Origin of the sequence: Streptococcus cristatus (assembly GCF_003943815.1) — a bacterium.
GTDB lineage: Bacteria > Bacillota > Bacilli > Lactobacillales > Streptococcaceae > Streptococcus > Streptococcus cristatus_F.
Genome location: NZ_RJNA01000022.1, coordinates 1 through 17768, shown reverse-complemented (window position 1 = coordinate 17768; position 17768 = coordinate 1). Strand labels below are relative to the sequence as shown.

The following is a 17768-nucleotide window of genomic DNA, read 5'->3' as shown; positions in this document are numbered from 1 at the left end:
GTCCAATACCCAAAATTTTGTTAAATCCTGAGGTAGCTATTATATAATCATTTATTTTTATGTCATGTGCAAACTTCCAAATAAATAAATTTCTCTGCTTTCCTTGCTTCAATTCTTCAGGATTATTGTAATCTAAAATATTAGATAAATTAGAATCAAAATCTATACAAGCTATATTTTCTTCTTTAAATAAAGACCAAACTTTTCCACCTCCTCCTGCAACTATCATCCAATAATTTAATTTTTCTTCCATTTTGTAGCTCCATTTTCATATTATAGGCTAGTTAGTATTTAATATTTCAAAACCCTATTTCACATCTAGAATATCATATCCTATAGAAAAATAAAAGAAATTATAAACTAAAAAGCCCAGTGTAAAGAGGAAATCCGCCTCTCGCACCGAGCTTATTTTTTTATCTTAGTAATATTCACCCTGACGGTAATCCCATGAGTTAAAGGTATCAGACAGGTGCATCATGATTTTGTCGATGTCCAAGCCTTTGCGGATGACCACTGGTGCTGGTGAGATGGAACGTTGCCCACCTTGTTCTGGAATCAGTTTTCCATCCTTGTCTACCATAGAAACCATAACACCTTGCTCGTAGCGAGTTTCAATGGTCTTGTCTGGCTGGATAGAGGCTACATAGTCATCTGCTTCAATGACGAGGTCAACAGCGTTTTCGATGCGTTCGCCAATTCCTTCGACTTTACCACGGTTTCCTTTACCAGATGGGTTAGCTGAGGAAGCATAGACCATCTTGCCTTCTTCCCAAAGCTTAGCTGCCAGCTGCTCGCCCGCCTTACCAAACTTAATAACAAAACAGCTAGTGCCACGAACATCTGTCATCAGCTCTTCCCGACCGTCACCATAGGCTTTAAGCTTTTCAAATGCTTCTGGCTTCCATGGAAGGATACAGCCCAAGAGGATGTCTTCATCCCAATGCTTTTGATAAAAAGCTTCAATTTCCGGATTTAGCTGCGCCAAAGCACGAAGCTCATCCATACTGCCACAGAGGACAACACCTGGCTTATTACGGTTACGAGCCTTAGCTTCGAACTTACGCTCCAAGCCATCCTTATCGCTGGTCATAATGATGTAACCCACCTTGGTCGGGCAAACGATACAGCCGCCATCGCCTTTCAGGATGTCATAACCTTCTTGTGAAAGAGTTCCGTTCCATTGAATGTGTTTTGTCATAAGTTTCTTCCTTTTCTATTAAATTAAGATTTATTTTACCATATATTTTTATCGGAGACAAGATGTTTTCAGAATTTTCTTAATATATTGAAAACAATTTTACTGCCAATAAGATGGACGATTTTTTTCATATTCTGCGATCAAATCCTCATACTGCAAGGTAATGCCAATGTCATCTAAACCGTTGAGGAGCTTGTGCTTCCATTCTCCATCAATGTCAAAGGAGAATTCTCCCACCGGTGAAAAAATCTTCTGCCGCTCCAAATCCACCGTCACTTCATCCGTCGGCTTCAGATTAGCCAAGGCTTGCCGCACTTCCAGTGGCTGGACGATAGGCAGCATACCGTTATTCAGCTCGTTATTGTAGTGAATATCTCCGAAAGATCCGGCAATAACTACCTTAAAGCCATAGTCAGCCAAGGCCCAGGCAGCGTGCTCCCGAGAGGAACCCGCACCGAAATTATCCCCTGAAATCAGAATAGTTGCCTTGCGGTACTCCGGTCTATTAAAGACGAAATCAGGATCTTCGGTGTACTGATTGTCCAGATAGCGCCATGCGTACATGAGGTACTTACCAAAGCCTTTTTTATCAATCAACTTGAGAAACTGCTTGGGCAAAATTTGGTCCGTATCGATATTATCGTTCATGAGGGGGACTGTTGTCCCCGTGTAGATTGTAAATTTTTCCATAAAACTTCCTTACTGGACCTCCGGTAGCTGGCGGACGTCTACGAAGTGCCCGGCAATAGCTGCCGCTGCGGCCATAGCAGGACTGCAAAGATGGGTTTTAGCGCCAAATCCCTGACGATCCTCAAAGTTCCGATTGCTGGTTGAGGCACAGTGGACTCCGTCTGGCACCTTGTCTGGATTCATTCCCAGGCACATGGAACAACCCGGATCGCGCCACTCAAAGCCTGCATCCATGAAAATTTTATCCAGTCCCATCTTTTCAGCAGCCCGCTTGACCGGACGAGAGCCTGGTACGACGATAGCTGTTAGATTGGGAGCAATGTGCTTACCAGCGACGAACTTAGCTGCCAGCTGCAAATCGCTGAGTCTGGCATTGGTACAGGATCCGATAAAGATATAACCTAGGTCAATATCTTCTGCTTTCTTACCCGGAGAGAGGTCCATGTAATTATAGGCCCGCTCGTCGTTCATATCGCGAATTGCTGGGAAAGCCGCGCCAAACTCTACTCCCATAGAAGGATTGGTTCCCCAAGTCACCATAGGTGCCAACTGGGAAACATCCATCTCAATGACCTTATCATAGACAGCATCAGGATCACTGACCAGAGTCTTCCAATCAGCCACTGCCGCCTCAAAGTCCTTAGGTGCTCCCGGCCGACCTTGAACGTAATCATAGGTCTTCTGATCAGGATTCATAATGCCCATCTTGGAGCCAAACTCAATGGACATATTGCAGATGGTCATGCGCTCTTCCATGGTCAAATGATCAATGGCATCACCGGCATACTCAACCACATAGCCAACACCTGCAGCTACACCGTATTTGGCAATCAAAGCGAGGATGAAGTCCTTGGAATAAACACCTTTAGGTGGCACTCCGGTAAATTTGACCAGCATTTTCTTGGGTTTGACTTGCCAAATGGTCTGCGTGGCAAAGACGTGCTCCACCTCTGAAGTACCAATTCCAAAAGCAATAGCTCCAAAAGCTCCGTGAGTAGCCGTGTGACTATCGCCACAGACGATAAATTTGCCCGGCTGAGTCTTGCCCGTTTCTGGCCCAACCATATGAACAATCCCCTGCAGTTCTGATCCGTGAGCCGCATGCTCGATGCCAAAATCCTTGACATTCTCAGAAAGTTTATCAATCTGAGCCTTGGAAATCACATCCCGAATATCATAGATATTGACCGTAGGAACATTATGGTCAAAAGTTCCAAAAGTTAAGTCCGGTCGTCTAACCTTGCGGCCCGCATCTCGAAGTCCTTGAAAAGCCTGAGGGCTGGTTACTTCATGAATATAATGCTGATCCACATACATAAGCTGGGGTTGACCTTCTTGGCCTGTTATTACGTGTCTTTCCCAAATCTTATCAAAAATTGATTTTCCAGCCATACTAGCTTCTCCATGTGTAATACAAAATTCCGATTTCCACTATTATTCCGCAAATCCAAGCCAACCAGAAATACCATTTTCTGGTCTTGTGGTGAAAGAGGCGACCGCCTAATAAAGCGCCCAAACCTCCGGCTGCCAATGCTGACAAGAGCAAGGTCTTCTCCGGAATGCGGTAGTGATTTTTCTTAGCCTTTCGCTTATCCCAGCCATAAAGCAGGAAAACGATAAGGTTCCATAGCAGGCAAATACCTGTTAATATCCATTTCATAAGTTATTGATAATGGCCTCCGTCATTTGAGCTGTCCCCGCCTGACCACCCAGATCTCGGGTTAAAATCCCTTGAGTCAAAGTCTTTTCAACCGCTGCTTCAATCGCCTCTGCAGCTTCAAGCTCTGCAAAACTATCCCGCAGCATCATGGCTACAGAAAGGATCATACTGATAGGGTTGGCAATGCCTTGCCCTGCAATATCAGGAGCTGAACCATGAATAGGCTCGTAAAGACTTGGCCCAGCAGTCGAATGACTGGCTGATGGCATAACTCCCAGTGTCCCTGACAAGACACTGGACTCATCTGAGAGAATATCTCCAAATAGATTTTCCGTTACCACAACGTCAAACTTAGCAGGATTGGTAATCATGAGCATCGCAGCGCTATCCACCAGCTGGTGCTCCAAGGTCACATCTGGATAATCCTTGGCGACCTCATCTGCTACTCTACGCCAGAGTTTGGAGGTCGCTAGCACATTTTGCTTGTCAATACTAGTCACGCGCTTTCTACTACCACGCGCAATGTCAAAGGCCTTACGGACAATTCGTTCCACCTCTTCATAGCTGTAGTCGTTGATATCACGCGCGGTTCTATCCTCCAAAATATGCTCACCAAAGTAAATCCCACCAGTCAGCTCACGTACGACCACGAAGTCCACACCAGCAATTCTTTCAGCTTTCAAAGGCGACAAATGCTTAAGTGCATCGAAAATCTTAACTGGACGGATATTGGCATAGAGTTCAAGCTCCTTACGCAGAGCGAGCAAGCCTTGCTCCGGCCGAACCGGTGCATTATCATACTGAGGGCTGCCGATAGCTGCTAGGAGAATAGCATCCGCCTCCTTGGCCGCTTCTAGAGTTGACTGAGGCAGAGGATGGCCTTCCGCATCAATCCCAGCACCCCCAAAAGCTTTCTCCGTGATATGGTAAGTAAAGCTAAACTTATCCGCAACAGCAGCCAGCACTTGGAGACCAGCCTCCATGATTTCTGGACCGATACCGTCACCCGCCAGAGCTACAATTTCTTTTGTCATAGTCGCTTCCTTCTAATTATTCGCAGGTAGATCGCGGTAGGATACCTGATGACCGATTTCACCTGCATTTTCCTTTTGCACAAAGGTATTGGCATGGATATAGGCAATGGCGCTGGCCTTAAGAACATCAAAGTCAATACCAGAGGAGTTGAAAATCGTATCTGTATCTGTATTTTCAATAGCTACCAAAACACGAGCCTGAGAGTCAATTCCGTCCGTCACGGCCTCAATGTTATAGGCTAAGAGCTGGACAGATTGGTTAAAGAATTGGTCAATGGCATTAAAGATTGCTTCGACACTTCCTTTACCTTCTGCCACACAGCTGACCGTCTCGCCGTCGCCATTAACCAGCTGCACATCTGCTGTGATGGTATGATCGTCATTGGTCGTCAGCTGCAGATCATTAAAGTGGAAGCCTTCTGGATTTTCAACTGTCGTTCCAGCAATCAGAGCCCGAATGTCAGCGTCCGTGACTTCGTTTTTCTTATCCGCCAAGACCTTAAACTTAGCAAAGAGCTCATTAATTTCAGATTCTTCAAAGTCCAGAGACAGCTCTTTGAGCTTTTCAACAAAGGCGTGGCGGCCAGACAGCTTGCCAAGCGGAAGTGAATTGCTCTTGACACCAACCAGCTCAGGTGTGATGATTTCATAGGTCAGTGGATTCTTAAGGACACCATCCTGATGGATACCAGACTCATGAGAGAAGGCGTTGCCACCAACAACCGCCTTGTTCTTAGGCACCGGAATACCTGAGAAGCGGGACACCAGCTCAGAAGTGTTGATGGTTTCATTAAGGACGATATCTGACTCAACCTGATAATAGTCCTTGCGAATTTCCAAAGCAACCGCCACTTCTTCCAGCGCAGCATTACCAGCACGCTCGCCAATACCATTGATTGTGCCTTCCACCCGCCTAGCTCCGTATTTGACCGCAGACAGGCTGTTAGCTACTGCCATTCCCAAATCATCGTGACAGTGAGGACTGTAGATAATCTCACGTTCTGTTTGGACATTGTCAATCAGATACTTGAAGATATTTCCAAACTCTTCAGGCGTAGTAAAACCAACCGTATCTGGAATATTGATGTAGCTAGCACCCGTATCAACTGCTGTCTGGACAACTTGAAGCAGGAAGTCTAGCTCTGTACGTGTCGCGTCCTCAGGTGAAAACTCGACAATCTCAAACTTAGAACGAGCATAAGAAACGTGCTCCTTAATGGCTGCTAAAATCTCTTCTTTGGACTTTTTCAGCTTGAACTCTCTGTGGATGGGACTGGTCGCAATAAAGACGTGAATCTGCGGATGTTTGGCATCCTTGAGTGCCTCGTAGCAAGCATCGATGTCAGACTTAACCGAACGCGCCAAGCCAGTGACAGAAGCTTTAGTGATGACTTTAGCAATCTCTTGCACTGCCGCAAATGAATCTGGGCTAGCAGCTGGAAAACCAGCCTCAATAGCAGAAATGCCCCATTTTTCTAGTTGCTTAGCAATGGCAACCTTTTCCTTAATAGAGAAATTAACTCCCGGTGTCTGCTCACCATCCCGAAGGCTGGTGTCAAGAAACTCAACTTTTTGCATAGACTTTCCTCTTTCTTTATCGTTTAAAACAGCTATAAAAATCAATGATAGATACAACTATGAAATGAACTTTTAGTTCGCTTTTCTCAGTATGTCCTAGCAAAGATTTTCGTGAAGAATAAAATAAAAACATCTCGCTGGAAGCCAAGCGAGATGTTGATTTACTCCCGCTTGGTAAGCCAAACAGGACTAATGCTTTCGCACTAGCCCGAGTAACGCAACAACAAAGCAAAGTTTGAAAATTGAGTTGACTTCATGTTTGACTGACTCCTTTTGAAATGTTATTGATTAGTATTTTAGCACAGTATCATTCGGCTGTCAACAGATAATTCGATATTTTCTGAAAATTTTTAATATGCTGGATTATTTTGTGGTCTTATTACTATAAATGCGAGAAAGAAAAAGAAGCAGGCCAGCTCCTCCTTCTTCTAGTATTATATTATTTCTCTCATTTCTCTTTTTTTTTAATAATTTACTAATCAGGCTTCTTCATTCCTTAGCAGCTTCGTCTTTATCTTCGTACATACTGAACCAAGCGGAAAATCATGAAGGCAAATAGAATTCCTGCAACGATCCAAATGGTTCGTAAGGCGTAAAATTGGAGCAGGTAGGTAGAAATAATGGCTCCGATGACAAAGCTTCCTAACAAAGCAACAAAGAAAATGCCTTCTTTCAAGTATGGTTTTTCCTGCGTCCGCACAAAATTTCCAAAAGCCACCATCGTTTTCTTGATATTTCCTGTCATAAAGGAATTATTGTAGACTATACCATCTACTTCGCCAAAAGCTGTTGCAACGACTCCCATACAGAAAGCAATCGGAGGAACAATCAGCATATTTGGTACGGTACTTGGCATAAAGCCTACCAGAGTACAGATGAGCACCATTGGTGAAATGCTACTTACTCGCCATATTGACTGCTCAAAAAAGGGGCGGAAAACTGTTATCAGAAAAATCCCCAGCATAAAGGCCAGCATGGTAGCTAGTTTGACTTCAATTTCTCCAGTCTTGTGATGAATCAGCTCAACGGACAAAAAGACGACGTTTCCTGTCTGGCCCGCAACCAATGTACCCCCGCGCTCCATGAAAGTGTAAGCATCCACGAAACCTGCGCAAAAGGTCAGCAAACAGGCAAAAAACTTTGATCGAGAATGGAATTCCCTTTTGACGAACTTTCTCATAATTTACCCAAAAAGTCCAGTGTAACACCAGACTTCCTTTCTATCCTTCTCTAGCTTCCTCCAAAATCTTTTCAATCTTGGTAGTAATCAAATCAATCGCCACTTTATTAGAAGCGCCCTCTGGAATAATGACATCCGCATAGCGCTTGGTCGGCTCGATAAACTGATGGTACATAGGCTTTACAACACCCAGATACTGCTCAATGACACTATCCAAACTGCGTCCGCGCTCTTCCATGTCCCGCTTAATCCGACGAATGATCCGCACATCATCATCAGTATCGACGAAAATCTTGATGTCCATCAAATCGCGGAGGCGTTGGTCTTCCAAGACCAAAATTCCCTCTACAATGAAGACATCCTGCGGTTCCTGACGATAGGTTTTATTGCTGCGCGTGTGCTCCGTATAATCATAGGTCGGGATGTCCACTGGACGGCCAGCCAAAAGCTCTTTGATCTGCTCAATCATGAGGTCTGTATCAAAAGCAAAAGGATGGTCATAGTTGGTCTTAACCCGCTCCTCAAAGGTCAAATGAGACTGATCCTTGTAGTAAGAATCATGCTCAATCATGGAAATCTTTTCGTTAGGAAAATGATCTAAAATAGCCCGAGATACACTGGTTTTTCCCCCACCAGATCCACCTGTAACACCGATAATAATAGGTCTGTTTTGCATTGTTTTCTCCATTACTTGTTATCTTATCTATTTTACCTTAATTCATGATATAATGAAAGGGTGAATCAAGAAAAATTCAGGAAAATCATTTTAAAGGAGAAAGTATGTTACAACTCGGTATCATCGGTACGGGAACCATTTCCCATGAGTTTATCAAGGCAGCCCAACTGAGTGGTGAGTATCAGCTAACAGCTGTTTACTCGCGCACCTTGAGTTCCGCGGAGCGTTTTGCGCGAGATTATCAAAACGTCGCACTCTACACCGATACGATTGAATTCTTATCTGCCGACCTAGATGTAATTTATATCGCCAGTCCTAATAGCCTCCACTTCAACCATGCCAAGGTAGCCATTTTGGCTCGAAAGCATGTCATCGTTGAAAAGCCAGCTGTATCAAGGCCTGAAGAATGGCAGGAATTGGTTAAGCTGGCGGCTGAACATCAGGTTTATATCTTTGAGGCAGCCAGAAACTACCACGAAGCAGCTTTTACAGTCATTCAGAACTTTCTAAAGGACAAGAAAATCTGGGGAGCTAATTTTACTTATGCCAAATACTCCTCCAAGATGGGAGCTCTACTGAGTGGACAGGAACCCAATGTTTTTTCTGCTAAATTCTCAGGCGGTGCTCTAATGGATTTGGGAGTTTATACGCTTTATGCAGCTGTCCGGCTGTTTGGTGCTCCACAAAACGTCTGCTATACAGCTCAACAACTGCCAAATAGCGTTGACCTCAACGGTTCAGGCAGTCTGATTTATCCAGATTTTCAGGTTCGTATCCAAGCTGGAAAAAATATTCATAGCCAGCTACCAGCTGAAATCTATACGGACCAAGGCACTCTGACCTTAGATGGTATCGAGTTTATCCGCTCTGCCATTTTCCAAAAGCTGACTGGAGAGACGGAAAGTCTAACTATCCATCAAGCAGAGCACCAAATGCTGGAAGAGGCTCAGGCTTTTGCTCGTGTGCTTAAAGGCGACCAGGAAGAGCTTTATACCAACTACCTACAGGCTGCTACCGCTGTGCATGAGTGTCTGTTTGCCATGAGAAAAGATGCTGGTATTAGATTTGAGGTTGACCATGATTAAAGAAACATTTCCAACAGTCTGGCAGGAACAGCTAAATCAGCTCGGTTTTGCTGAACTGACTGCCATCCAAGAAAAAATATTCCAGCCCATTTCTCAGGAAGAAACGGTGCTAGGCATCAGTCCGACCGGTACGGGCAAGACATTGGCCTATCTCTTTCCTAGTTTATTGAAATTAAAACCTAAAAAAGCGCAACAGCTTTTGATTTTAGCTCCAAATACAGAGCTGGCGGGACAGATTTTTGATGTTTGTAAGTATTGGGCGGAGCCTTTGGGATTGAGTAGTCAACTCCTCCTCTCTGGTAATAGCCAGAAAAGGCAGATTGAGCGGCTCAAGAAAGGGCCGGAGATCCTAATTGGCACACCAGGGCGGATTTTCGAGCTCATCAAGCTCAAGAAAATCAAGATGATGAATGTTGATACTATTATCCTAGATGAATTTGACCAGCTTCTCAGTGATTCCCAGTATGCGTTTGTTGATAAGATTCTGCATTATGCACCGCGTGACCACCAGCTGATTTACATGAGTGCTACGGCTAAGTTCGACCAAGAGAAGATCGCCGAAAATACCTTGCGCATCAGCATTGAAGACCAGACTTTGGACAATATCCAGCACTTCTATATGCAGGTGGAAAAGCGTGACAAGGTTGAACTCTTGCGCAAGCTATCCAATGTAGAAGAATTTCGTGGTCTAGTTTTTTTCAACAGCTTGTCAGATTTGGGCAGCGCCGAAGAAAAGCTTCAGTACCGAGGAGCTAACGCGGTCTCTCTAGCCAGCGATGTCAATGTAAAATTCCGCAAGGTCATTCTTGAGAAATTTAAAGATTACGATATCACGCTCTTGCTGGCGACTGACATAGTTGCGCGTGGCATTGATATTGATTCTCTAGAGTGCGTAGTCAACTACGAAGTGCCGCGCGATTTGGAAACCTACACTCACCGTTCTGGCCGAACAGGTCGCATGGGCAAGGAAGGCTATGTCATCACCTTCATCAGCCACCCAGAAGAATTAAAAGCTCTCAAAAAATATGCCTCTGTTCGAGAAATCATCTTGAAAAAACAAGAACTGTATGTGTGTCCTTAAGCGAGAATTACGGTCATCAATATTCTTATTTGATGATAGCAAAGCAAAAAGCATTGGAAATTTAATATTTCCAATGCTTTTTTAATTTCTGCTGTAATAAATCTGATGTGGTTGAAGCTGATTTTCTAATAGTTCATCAACTGTCACCAGAGTATAGCCGTTGTTCTTCAGATAGTCAAGGACGCTTGGCAGAGCATCGATGGACGTCTGATGGATATCATGCATGAGGATAATAGATCCCGGCTGGGTCTTCACGATCTCCTGCATAATAGCCTTTGTATTGCGTGTTTTCCAATCGAGACTGTCCACACTCCACATGATAAAGGACTGATCTACAGCATTTTGAACCGTAGAGTTGATGGCTCCGTAAGGCGGTCTTGTGATCATAGGTCGGATACCAGTCGCCTTATAAATGGCTTCCTGAGTATCTAAGATCTCCTTTTTGGATTGATTCAGAGGTAACTTGGTCAAATCCGGATGGCTCCATGTATGGATGCCGAGCTGATGGCCTTCATCAAGGACACGTTTAGCCAGTTCTGGATTGGCAGCAACATTTTGTCCCACCATAAAGAAGGTCGCTTTAGCATTGTAGCGTTTCAGAATTTCCAAGGCCTGAGGAGTCGTTTTACTGTCGGGACCGTCATCAAAGGTCAAGGCAACCATTTTCTCATGCCGCTTGGTTTCATACTGCTGGTAAGCTTCCAAATCAGCCCCCTGCAAATATTCCGAACGGATTAGGTCATAAAAACTAGACAGAGGCACTGTCACGCTCGACACACCTTTGATTTCTTTGGGCAGACGAATGGAAAATAAACTTTGCTCATAGTGAAAATTCCACTGGCTCAGTTCTATTTCTCGGAGGTCATTTAAAGCTGCTGTTTGCTGACTTTCCTCCACCTGTCTAAAGGTTAGCTGACTGGTCAACTCCTTCAGGAAAATTTCCTTAGCAGCTTCTGGATTTTGAAACAGCTTGTCCAAAGTGACCGACGTACCTTCCTGATTGATATAAGTTGAGGCTACCTCTCTTGCCTCCTCAGACTTGATGTCTCTTTTTGAGATGCTGTAATCTTTTCGCTGAATGACTACTTCCTTGGTATTGGCAAGACTAGTAGACTTCTCCTCCGTATAGTAAAAGGTCAAAGCCGTCAAGTTTTCCTTCTGCTTTTTGTCATCTGAAATGCTCTGACTGTCCTGCAAGATTTTATCTTTGACACTTTGAAGAGGCTGCCCCTTCATCAGAGGATAAAAAGCTGCCACATAATGGCTACCAATCCTACCAGACTGCTTTTCGGCATTGTCAGCATGTTTTTGCTCTTCCTTGGCAATCACTTCTGTAATCTTTTTCTGGAATTCCTGCTCCTGAAACATTTCATAGATTCGTAGTCCGCCAAAAATAAGAAGTCCTAAGAAAAGCAGATTCAGAAGACTGAGAATCAGTCTATATTTTCGTCTACGCTTCCTTTTATGTTGTCTTTTCATCTATTATCCCCTAAGCTATTGTCATAAAATGATTCTGATGTTAAAAAACTTGTATCTTACAAGTGCTAAAATACAAGTTTCACCTATTTTTAAAGACTTTTTTCTCGAATCACTTCGACCTTGTAGCCATCAGGATCTTTGATGAAATAATAATTTGGTGGGTTTCCAGGCAGCCCTTTTGGCTCAGTCACTTCATAGCCCTTAGCAGCATGCTCAGCGTGCAAGCCTTCCAAATCAGGCGTGCTAAGAGCGATATGGGCAAAGCCATCACCGATTACATAAGGTCCATGGTCGTAATTATAAGTCAATTCAAGCTCATAATCATCGCCATCCAAACCAAGATAAACAATGGTAAAAGCATGCTCTGGAAAGTCCTTGCGGCGCAATTCCTTAAAACCAAACGCGTCTTCATAAAAGGCAATCGAAGCCTCTAAATTTTCCACTCGTAAACAAGTGTGCAACATTTTTGATGTCATGGTTGTACCTCTCTCATTTCTTTCTTTTATTATACCGCAAAAGCAGTCAAATTTGAAATAATATGAAAAGTTTTTCAGCTTTTGCTGATTCGTTTTCTAATATCTGACCTAAGAGGAACTCTGATTTCAAAGATGGTTCCACGCGGTTTGTTATCTTTGACTGTGATAGTTCCTTTTAAGGCGTCTACAATTTGTTTTGCCAAGGATAGGCCTAGTCCAAAACCACCCTTTTGACGAGTCCGAGCCTTGTCCACCCGATAAAAACGATCGAAGACTTTTTTCTTATCATCGCCCGCAATCCCTGGACCATTGTCAGAGATCCGCAAGGTCAAGCTCCGATCATTGGCGGAAGCCACGAAATAGATCTCTCCATCTTCTTCCGTGTATTTGATGGCATTATCAAAAAGGATGGTCATCACCTGCTTAAGCAAGACCTTGTCTGTCGTGATTGATTTTGAAACAAGATTTTTGAAATCAAAGACCTTGTCGCTCTCCTCTGCAATAATAGCATAGTTAGAAAAAGCTGTCGTGAAGAAGTCTGGTGTGACTTCACCGTATTCTGGCTTGATACCGTCATCGCGCCGAGCTAGGTTGAGTAAATTGGTCGTCAACAGGCGCATATTTCGCACTTCCTCTAAACTGGACGCGATACTCTCACTAGACTCCATAATCGTGGCCTCAGGCTTACGGAAGAGAGATTCCAGTCGATTTTGCAGAACGGCCAGAGGCGTCCGCAATTCGTGGCTGGCATTCTCAACAAAAGACTTCTGCTTTTGCATGCTGTCCAAAAGAGGCTTGACACTCATCCGCGCCAGATAGATACTAGCAATCAAAGAAATACCCCAGAAGCTAATCATGACAATGGCAATCAGCTTTTCATGCTTTTCGCTAGTCTGCTCCAGCTGGCTGATACTGGTCATGACAACTGCGTATTTGACATTTTCAATTTCATCATTTGGATCAATGTCAAACATGTAGGCTCTATAACTCTCAACCTGTCCATAGCTATTAGTCAGCTGAATTTGCTTGATCTGATTAAGAAAGCGTTTGTTAAATTTAATCGCATCAAAGTTTAAAAAGCTATTTTTGGCTGATACATTCTGATAATCATCATTCAAAAGAATGGCTGAGGTATTGGCACTGACATTGACCCTACCCGGTTCCTCAATCTTGATATCATGAGCTTGCACAGACTCTGAATCTTTGTGCTCTGAATCCTTGTTCTCTGGCTCTTGGTATTGTCGGCCCGTCGTCCGATAGGCTAGATTGGCTACCCAGGCGGGATTTTGACTGAGACTTTTGAGATTATCGTCAACAGTCGTGTAAAGGCTGGAGCGCATGACTTGGATAATAATGAGCGTCATGGCCGAGAAAATCAGGGTGAATACACCAAAATAGCGAATGAAATAAGAAAAATCATCCGCATATAAGGCTTTTTTGAGTTTATTCAGCATTCTTTAAAATGTAACCGACACTGCGAAGGGTTTGAAGATTATTCGCAAAAGCCGTTCCTTTCAATTTTTTCCGAATCTTAGATACATAGACTTCCACCACAGAAATCGTCGTATCGCTGTCAAAGCCCCATAAACGATCGAAGATCTGAGTTTTAGGCAAAATGACATTTTGATTCTGAAGGAAGTATACCAACAAATCAAACTCTTTACCCAGTAGCTCAACTTCCTTTCCATCTACCAAGGTAGAATTGGTCGAAAGATTAACCGTCACATCGCCATAGGAAAGGGTATTTTCATTAAACTTACCAGAGCGTTTGAGCAAGGCCTGAATCCGCATCTTCAGCTCTTCCAGATAAAATGGCTTGGTCAGGTAATCGTCAGCACCTAGCTCAAAACCATGGCCTTTATCATCGATACTTTCCTTGGCAGTCATGATGAGGACAGGAGTGCTCACCCCTTTTTCACGCAATTCTTTGAGTACTTGGAAGCCGTCCTTTTCAGGAAGCATCAAGTCCAGTAGAATCAGGTCATACACGCCACTTTCTGCTTCGTATAAACCTTCTTCGCCATCAAAGACCTGCATAACATCTGCAAAATCATCTAAAAAATCAAATACTGAATTTGACAGACCGAGGTCATCCTCCACTAATAGAATCTTAATCATCCTGTTCCTCCCTTTCTAGAAAAAGCTTATGCTGTGTAGTTTAAATTGAGACATGGTAAACACTTCCCATGCTATCTTAACCTATCTTTTTCTATTATATCATGACTTGTCGAAAATGCTTTAAGAATTTGTTGTTTTCGAGTTATTTTCGCTATTCTTATCATCTTTTGTTGTGCCATCAGCGTTTGATGGCTTCTTCTTTGATTGATTTCCTTCTTGTGGTCCTCCCGGATGCCCATTTCCTTGTGGTGGCTGACCTCCACCTCCCGGACCGCCTTGACCATCTTGACCGTTTTGTCCCCCCATCTGTGGTGGCATACCATTTTCATTTCCCTGTCCCTGACCTTGAGGAGGTTGTCCACCTTGACCTGGCATCTTGCCATATTGCTTGTTTTGCTGAGGCATAGTAGCCTGCACTGAACTCTGCTGCGGGCTTTTCTGTGTCAAGGCACCAATTCCATATCCACCAATCGCTCCGACGGCTAAGGAGGCACTAGCTACTGCTGTCATCCACCATTTGGTACTCTTTTTAACTACAATCATTTTTTCCATATCCATTAAGGTTTTCCTCTTTCTACATTTTATATTTCATGGATTTTAACATGATGAAGCAATATAAATATTGAAATCCCTTCACATGCTAGGATTATTATAGGGAGTTTTGCTTAAACGGGACTGAATTTTTTCTTAAAGAAGGCTGAAATTATGGGATTCTAAACAACAAAAAAGACCAGACTTTATAATCTGATCCTTTCATTTATCTAGACTGCTGCTTTGATAGCTTTCTCAACTGTTGCTTTTTCACGGGCAATCAAGTCAACACGCGCTGCGATTTCTTTGATTCCCATGCTGATATTACGGCTGATTGCCATATCGTCCAGCTGCGACTCAAAGAAGGCCTTGTATTCTGCTAGTCTTTCTTCTGTCTTGAAAGCATTAGCTGGATAAATGACGAATTTGTCGAAGCTCATGTCGCCACCCAGAGCAGCCTTAATCCAATCCCAATTCTCACGCGCCCAAGTCCAAGCAGTAGCTTGAGTAAATTGGTGATTTAAGAGAGGGAAATACCAGCTCATGGCCAAATCTTGTGGTTTCACGATATCCTTGTTTTTCAAAGATTCCAAGATACGAGCAAGTGTTTCTGAGTCCTTAGTGTAAGCCAAAGCAGATGCCAATTGGCGTTTAAAGCTACCGTCAACCGTTGAAACATAATCATTCAAGTATTGGTCGGCCAATTCTTTGCTCTCATAATGCTTGATTTGGTTGATGAGAATATGCAAGCGAATAGCTGCAGGCAATTTCTCCAAGTCCTCTTGATGATCAGCAAAAATACGACTTGCTTCTTGACTTGCTGTTTGGTCATCAGCTGCAATCAGACCTCCTACAACGATCTGGCGAACCAACTCATCCTCATCACTTTCCCCTTCTTTTGCTTCAAAGCCTAGACGATCAAAGTTGAATTTGATAAGTTTAACAACCAATTCGTTATATGCTTTCTCGCACTCGCTTCCTTCGTCCACAAAGAGCTTGAGGCCATTCAGAACGGCTTTAACTCCTGAAACAACCAAATAGGAGGTTTCTTCTGTCAGTTTTTCAATTACAGGAACCAAATCAGCAAATGAAATGCTGCCTGCTTCAGCCAAAAGACGGCGCTCTTGCACCACTTGAAGCTTGCTGGTGCTATCCAAGTCTGTAATGGTATCTAAAATCTGCTCAAGCAAGACACCTTGATAGTCCGTGATATAGTGGGCTGTATTTTCAGTATTAAAGCGCAGGGCACCTTGGTTTTGAGCAGCCAAGGCAGAATAATTTGGAATTTCTAGTGTTTCTGTTTCCAGCGTATCTGGCAAACCTTTCCAGTTGCTATTTAAAGGCAAGACCCAAGTACGTTTCTTATCTTCGTGCTCCCCGATAAAGAATTGTTTTTGAGAGAGTTTGAGGGTATCGTTTTCTACTGTAGCCGTCAAAACAGGGTATCCTGGCTGTTCCAACCAAGAGTCCATAAAGGCTGCTACATCATGACCAGAAGCAGCTCCTAAGGCATTCCAAAGGTCACGACCGATGGTATTCCCATACTGGTGTTTAGCAAAGTAAGCATTCAAGCCTTTAGCAAAGGCCTCATCACCCAACCAACGACGAAGCATGTGCATTAGGCGGCTTCCCTTGGCATAAACGATAGCCGGATCAAACAAGGTATTGATTTCGTCAGGGTGCTTCACTTCTACATGAACAGACTGGACTCCGTCTGTCGCATCCCGCTTAAGCGCCAAAGGCACACCTGTTGTTTGGAAATTCTCAAAGATATTCCAGCTTGGTTCAATCGCATTGACACAGACGTATTCCATCATGTTGGCAAAGCTTTCGTTGAGCCAGAGGTCATCCCACCACTTCATAGTGACCAAGTTTCCAAACCATTGGTGAGCCAACTCATGAGCAACGACAAGTGCTACATCTTGACGACTGGATACCGTAGAATTTTCATCTACTAAGAGGTAAATCTCACGGTATGTGACCAGACCCCAGTTTTCCATAGCGCCAGATGAAAAGTCTGGCAGAGCTACATGAAGCGACTGAGGAATAGGGTATTTGACACCATAATATTCTTCGTAAAATTCAATCGAGCGAACCGCAATGTCCAAAGCAAATTCTAAATTGCTGGCTGGGTGAGCCTTGGTTGCATAAACACCAACCAAAGTGCCGTTTTTAGTTTTAGCAGTAATACCTTGCATATCCCCAGCAGCAAAGGCCAAGAGATAGGAAGACATGCGAGGCGTTCTTTCAAACTTCCAAATGCCAGTCGCTTTCCGATTTTCAACGTCGATTTCAGGCATATTAGACAAGGCAAGTTCGCCCTCTGCTTGGTCAAATTTCAAAGCCAAATCAAAAGTTGCCTTAGCCTCTGGCTCATCCACACTCGGAAAGGCTTCGCGGGCAAAATGGCTCTCAAACTGCGTAGAAATAATCTCTTTTTTCACTCCATCTACTGTATAGTAAGATGGGTAAATCCCTGTCATATTATCTGTAATCTTACCTGTATAGGTCAAGGTTACTTCCACAGGGCCTGCTGCTGCCAATTCAATATAAAGAGCTTCATTATTATTATCAAGAGTGAAGGGACGAGCTTGTCCAGCCACTTCTACGGCCTCAATCGTCAAATCCTTTTGGTGTAAGGAAATTTTCTCAGCTTTGGCTTCACCAGTAATGGTAACTTTTCCTGAGAAAGTCTTATCCGCACGATTTAAATCCAAAAAGAGATCATAGTGCTCTGGAACAAAAGTATCAATAAAATGTGCAACTGCTTGCATGTTTTTCTCCTCATCTAATTGAAGGGGGTGGTATTGAACCAACCTCCATTCAAAATTCATCTTTTACTATTTTACCATATTTAATGACTTTATACTCTCCCCAACTAATTCAAAATTGATTTTTGATTTTAAACATAAAGCAATCCTTTTAAACTCACCTCGTCTTTCTTTTTCTCCTCCCAAAAACAAAAAAAAGACAAGCTTAGCC

Annotated in this window: 16 protein-coding genes and 1 pseudogene; 2 read left to right on the top strand and 15 right to left on the bottom strand. The window is 43.4% G+C overall.

The window, feature by feature from the left end:
• From D8872_RS10250 to udk, 9 genes and pseudogenes are all read right to left on the bottom strand, one after another.
• A pseudogene (locus D8872_RS10250) lies at window positions 1-253 on the bottom strand (endonuclease); the annotation flags it as partial.
• A 165-nt stretch (window positions 254-418) separates the two neighbouring features.
• Window positions 419-1198: an L-threonylcarbamoyladenylate synthase gene (locus D8872_RS10245; RefSeq protein WP_125390842.1), complete on the bottom strand. Its 780-nt coding sequence runs from the start codon at window positions 1196-1198 to the stop codon at window positions 419-421.
• Between the two features lie 99 nt (window positions 1199-1297).
• Window positions 1298-1888, bottom strand: coding sequence for a 3-isopropylmalate dehydratase small subunit (gene leuD / locus D8872_RS10240; RefSeq protein ID WP_125390841.1), 591 nt, complete (start codon window positions 1886-1888; stop codon window positions 1298-1300).
• 9 nt (window positions 1889-1897) lie between these two features.
• On the bottom strand, window positions 1898-3280 hold the full coding sequence (gene leuC, locus D8872_RS10235) for a 3-isopropylmalate dehydratase large subunit (RefSeq protein ID WP_045497301.1): 1383 nt from the start codon (window positions 3278-3280) through the stop codon (window positions 1898-1900).
• 1 nt (window position 3281) lies between these two features.
• Entirely contained in the window at window positions 3282-3548 is a 267-nt protein-coding gene (locus D8872_RS10230; RefSeq protein WP_125387868.1) for a DUF1294 domain-containing protein, read from the bottom strand.
• Entirely contained in the window at window positions 3545-4582 is a 1038-nt protein-coding gene (gene leuB, locus D8872_RS10225; RefSeq protein WP_125390840.1) for a 3-isopropylmalate dehydrogenase, read from the bottom strand. Before leuB ends, D8872_RS10230 begins: the two co-directional genes overlap by 4 nt.
• Before the next feature lie 12 nt (window positions 4583-4594).
• Window positions 4595-6160 (bottom strand): 2-isopropylmalate synthase, encoded by a 1566-nt coding sequence (locus D8872_RS10220; protein ID WP_125390839.1) that lies wholly within the window; start codon window positions 6158-6160, stop codon window positions 4595-4597.
• 511 nt (window positions 6161-6671) lie between these two features.
• A complete protein-coding gene (locus tag D8872_RS10215; protein WP_125390838.1) occupies window positions 6672-7340 on the bottom strand; it encodes a YoaK family protein in 669 nt (222 codons plus the stop codon).
• 40 nt (window positions 7341-7380) lie between these two features.
• Window positions 7381-8016, bottom strand: a complete 636-nt coding sequence (gene udk, locus D8872_RS10210) for a uridine kinase (RefSeq protein ID WP_005591973.1) — start codon at window positions 8014-8016, stop codon at window positions 7381-7383.
• Between the two features lie 104 nt (window positions 8017-8120).
• On the opposite strand from udk, the gene D8872_RS10205 reads away from it, so the two are divergent.
• On the top strand, window positions 8121-9101 hold the full coding sequence (locus D8872_RS10205; protein ID WP_125379516.1) for a Gfo/Idh/MocA family protein: 981 nt from the start codon (window positions 8121-8123) through the stop codon (window positions 9099-9101).
• Window positions 9094-10182, top strand: a complete 1089-nt coding sequence (locus D8872_RS10200) for a DEAD/DEAH box helicase (protein ID WP_312023859.1) — start codon at window positions 9094-9096, stop codon at window positions 10180-10182. Before D8872_RS10205 ends, D8872_RS10200 begins: the two co-directional genes overlap by 8 nt.
• Before the next feature lie 81 nt (window positions 10183-10263).
• Here D8872_RS10200 and D8872_RS10195 read toward each other — a convergent pair whose 3' ends face one another.
• The 6 genes from D8872_RS10195 to D8872_RS10170 form a co-directional block, all read right to left on the bottom strand.
• Complete coding sequence (locus D8872_RS10195; protein WP_125390837.1) at window positions 10264-11661, bottom strand: polysaccharide deacetylase family protein; 1398 nt, start codon at window positions 11659-11661, stop codon at window positions 10264-10266.
• Window positions 11662-11750: 89 nt separating this feature from the next.
• The gene (gloA, locus tag D8872_RS10190) at window positions 11751-12137 is read right to left on the bottom strand and encodes a lactoylglutathione lyase (protein WP_005590267.1); all 387 of its coding nucleotides are present in this window, start codon (window positions 12135-12137) and stop codon (window positions 11751-11753) included.
• A gap of 74 nt (window positions 12138-12211) precedes the next feature.
• Window positions 12212-13591, bottom strand: a complete 1380-nt coding sequence (locus tag D8872_RS10185; RefSeq protein ID WP_125390836.1) for a sensor histidine kinase — start codon at window positions 13589-13591, stop codon at window positions 12212-12214.
• Window positions 13581-14255 carry a response regulator transcription factor gene (locus tag D8872_RS10180; protein ID WP_045497279.1) on the bottom strand — a complete coding sequence of 225 codons (675 nt, stop codon included), beginning with the start codon at window positions 14253-14255 and terminating at the stop codon, window positions 13581-13583. Before D8872_RS10180 ends, D8872_RS10185 begins: the two co-directional genes overlap by 11 nt.
• Window positions 14256-14375: 120 nt before the next feature.
• On the bottom strand, window positions 14376-14813 hold the full coding sequence (locus tag D8872_RS10175; RefSeq protein WP_125390835.1) for a hypothetical protein: 438 nt from the start codon (window positions 14811-14813) through the stop codon (window positions 14376-14378).
• 203 nt (window positions 14814-15016) lie between these two features.
• A complete protein-coding gene (locus tag D8872_RS10170) occupies window positions 15017-17560 on the bottom strand; it encodes a M1 family metallopeptidase (RefSeq protein WP_125390834.1) in 2544 nt (847 codons plus the stop codon).
• Window positions 17561-17768 lie beyond the last annotated feature (208 nt).

Excerpts from the sequence above, each read along its gene's own strand:
- D8872_RS10245 (WP_125390842.1), bottom strand. The coding sequence starts at position 1,198 with ATGACAAAACACATTCAATGGAACGGAACTCTTTCACAAGAAGGTTAT.
- leuD (WP_125390841.1), bottom strand. The coding sequence starts at position 1,888 with ATGGAAAAATTTACAATCTACACGGGGACAACAGTCCCCCTCATGAAC.
- leuC (WP_045497301.1), bottom strand. The coding sequence starts at position 3,280 with ATGGCTGGAAAATCAATTTTTGATAAGATTTGGGAAAGACACGTAATA.
- D8872_RS10230 (WP_125387868.1), bottom strand. The coding sequence starts at position 3,548 with ATGAAATGGATATTAACAGGTATTTGCCTGCTATGGAACCTTATCGTT.
- leuB (WP_125390840.1), bottom strand. The coding sequence starts at position 4,582 with ATGACAAAAGAAATTGTAGCTCTGGCGGGTGACGGTATCGGTCCAGAA.
- D8872_RS10220 (WP_125390839.1), bottom strand. The coding sequence starts at position 6,160 with ATGCAAAAAGTTGAGTTTCTTGACACCAGCCTTCGGGATGGTGAGCAG.
- D8872_RS10215 (WP_125390838.1), bottom strand. The coding sequence starts at position 7,340 with ATGAGAAAGTTCGTCAAAAGGGAATTCCATTCTCGATCAAAGTTTTTT.
- udk (WP_005591973.1), bottom strand. The coding sequence starts at position 8,016 with ATGCAAAACAGACCTATTATTATCGGTGTTACAGGTGGATCTGGTGGG.
- D8872_RS10205 (WP_125379516.1), top strand. The coding sequence starts at position 8,121 with ATGTTACAACTCGGTATCATCGGTACGGGAACCATTTCCCATGAGTTT.
- D8872_RS10200 (WP_312023859.1), top strand. The coding sequence starts at position 9,094 with ATGATTAAAGAAACATTTCCAACAGTCTGGCAGGAACAGCTAAATCAG.
- D8872_RS10195 (WP_125390837.1), bottom strand. The coding sequence starts at position 11,661 with ATGAAAAGACAACATAAAAGGAAGCGTAGACGAAAATATAGACTGATT.
- gloA (WP_005590267.1), bottom strand. The coding sequence starts at position 12,137 with ATGACATCAAAAATGTTGCACACTTGTTTACGAGTGGAAAATTTAGAG.
- D8872_RS10185 (WP_125390836.1), bottom strand. The coding sequence starts at position 13,591 with ATGCTGAATAAACTCAAAAAAGCCTTATATGCGGATGATTTTTCTTAT.
- D8872_RS10180 (WP_045497279.1), bottom strand. The coding sequence starts at position 14,255 with ATGATTAAGATTCTATTAGTGGAGGATGACCTCGGTCTGTCAAATTCA.
- D8872_RS10175 (WP_125390835.1), bottom strand. The coding sequence starts at position 14,813 with ATGGATATGGAAAAAATGATTGTAGTTAAAAAGAGTACCAAATGGTGG.
- D8872_RS10170 (WP_125390834.1), bottom strand. The coding sequence starts at position 17,560 with ATGCAAGCAGTTGCACATTTTATTGATACTTTTGTTCCAGAGCACTAT.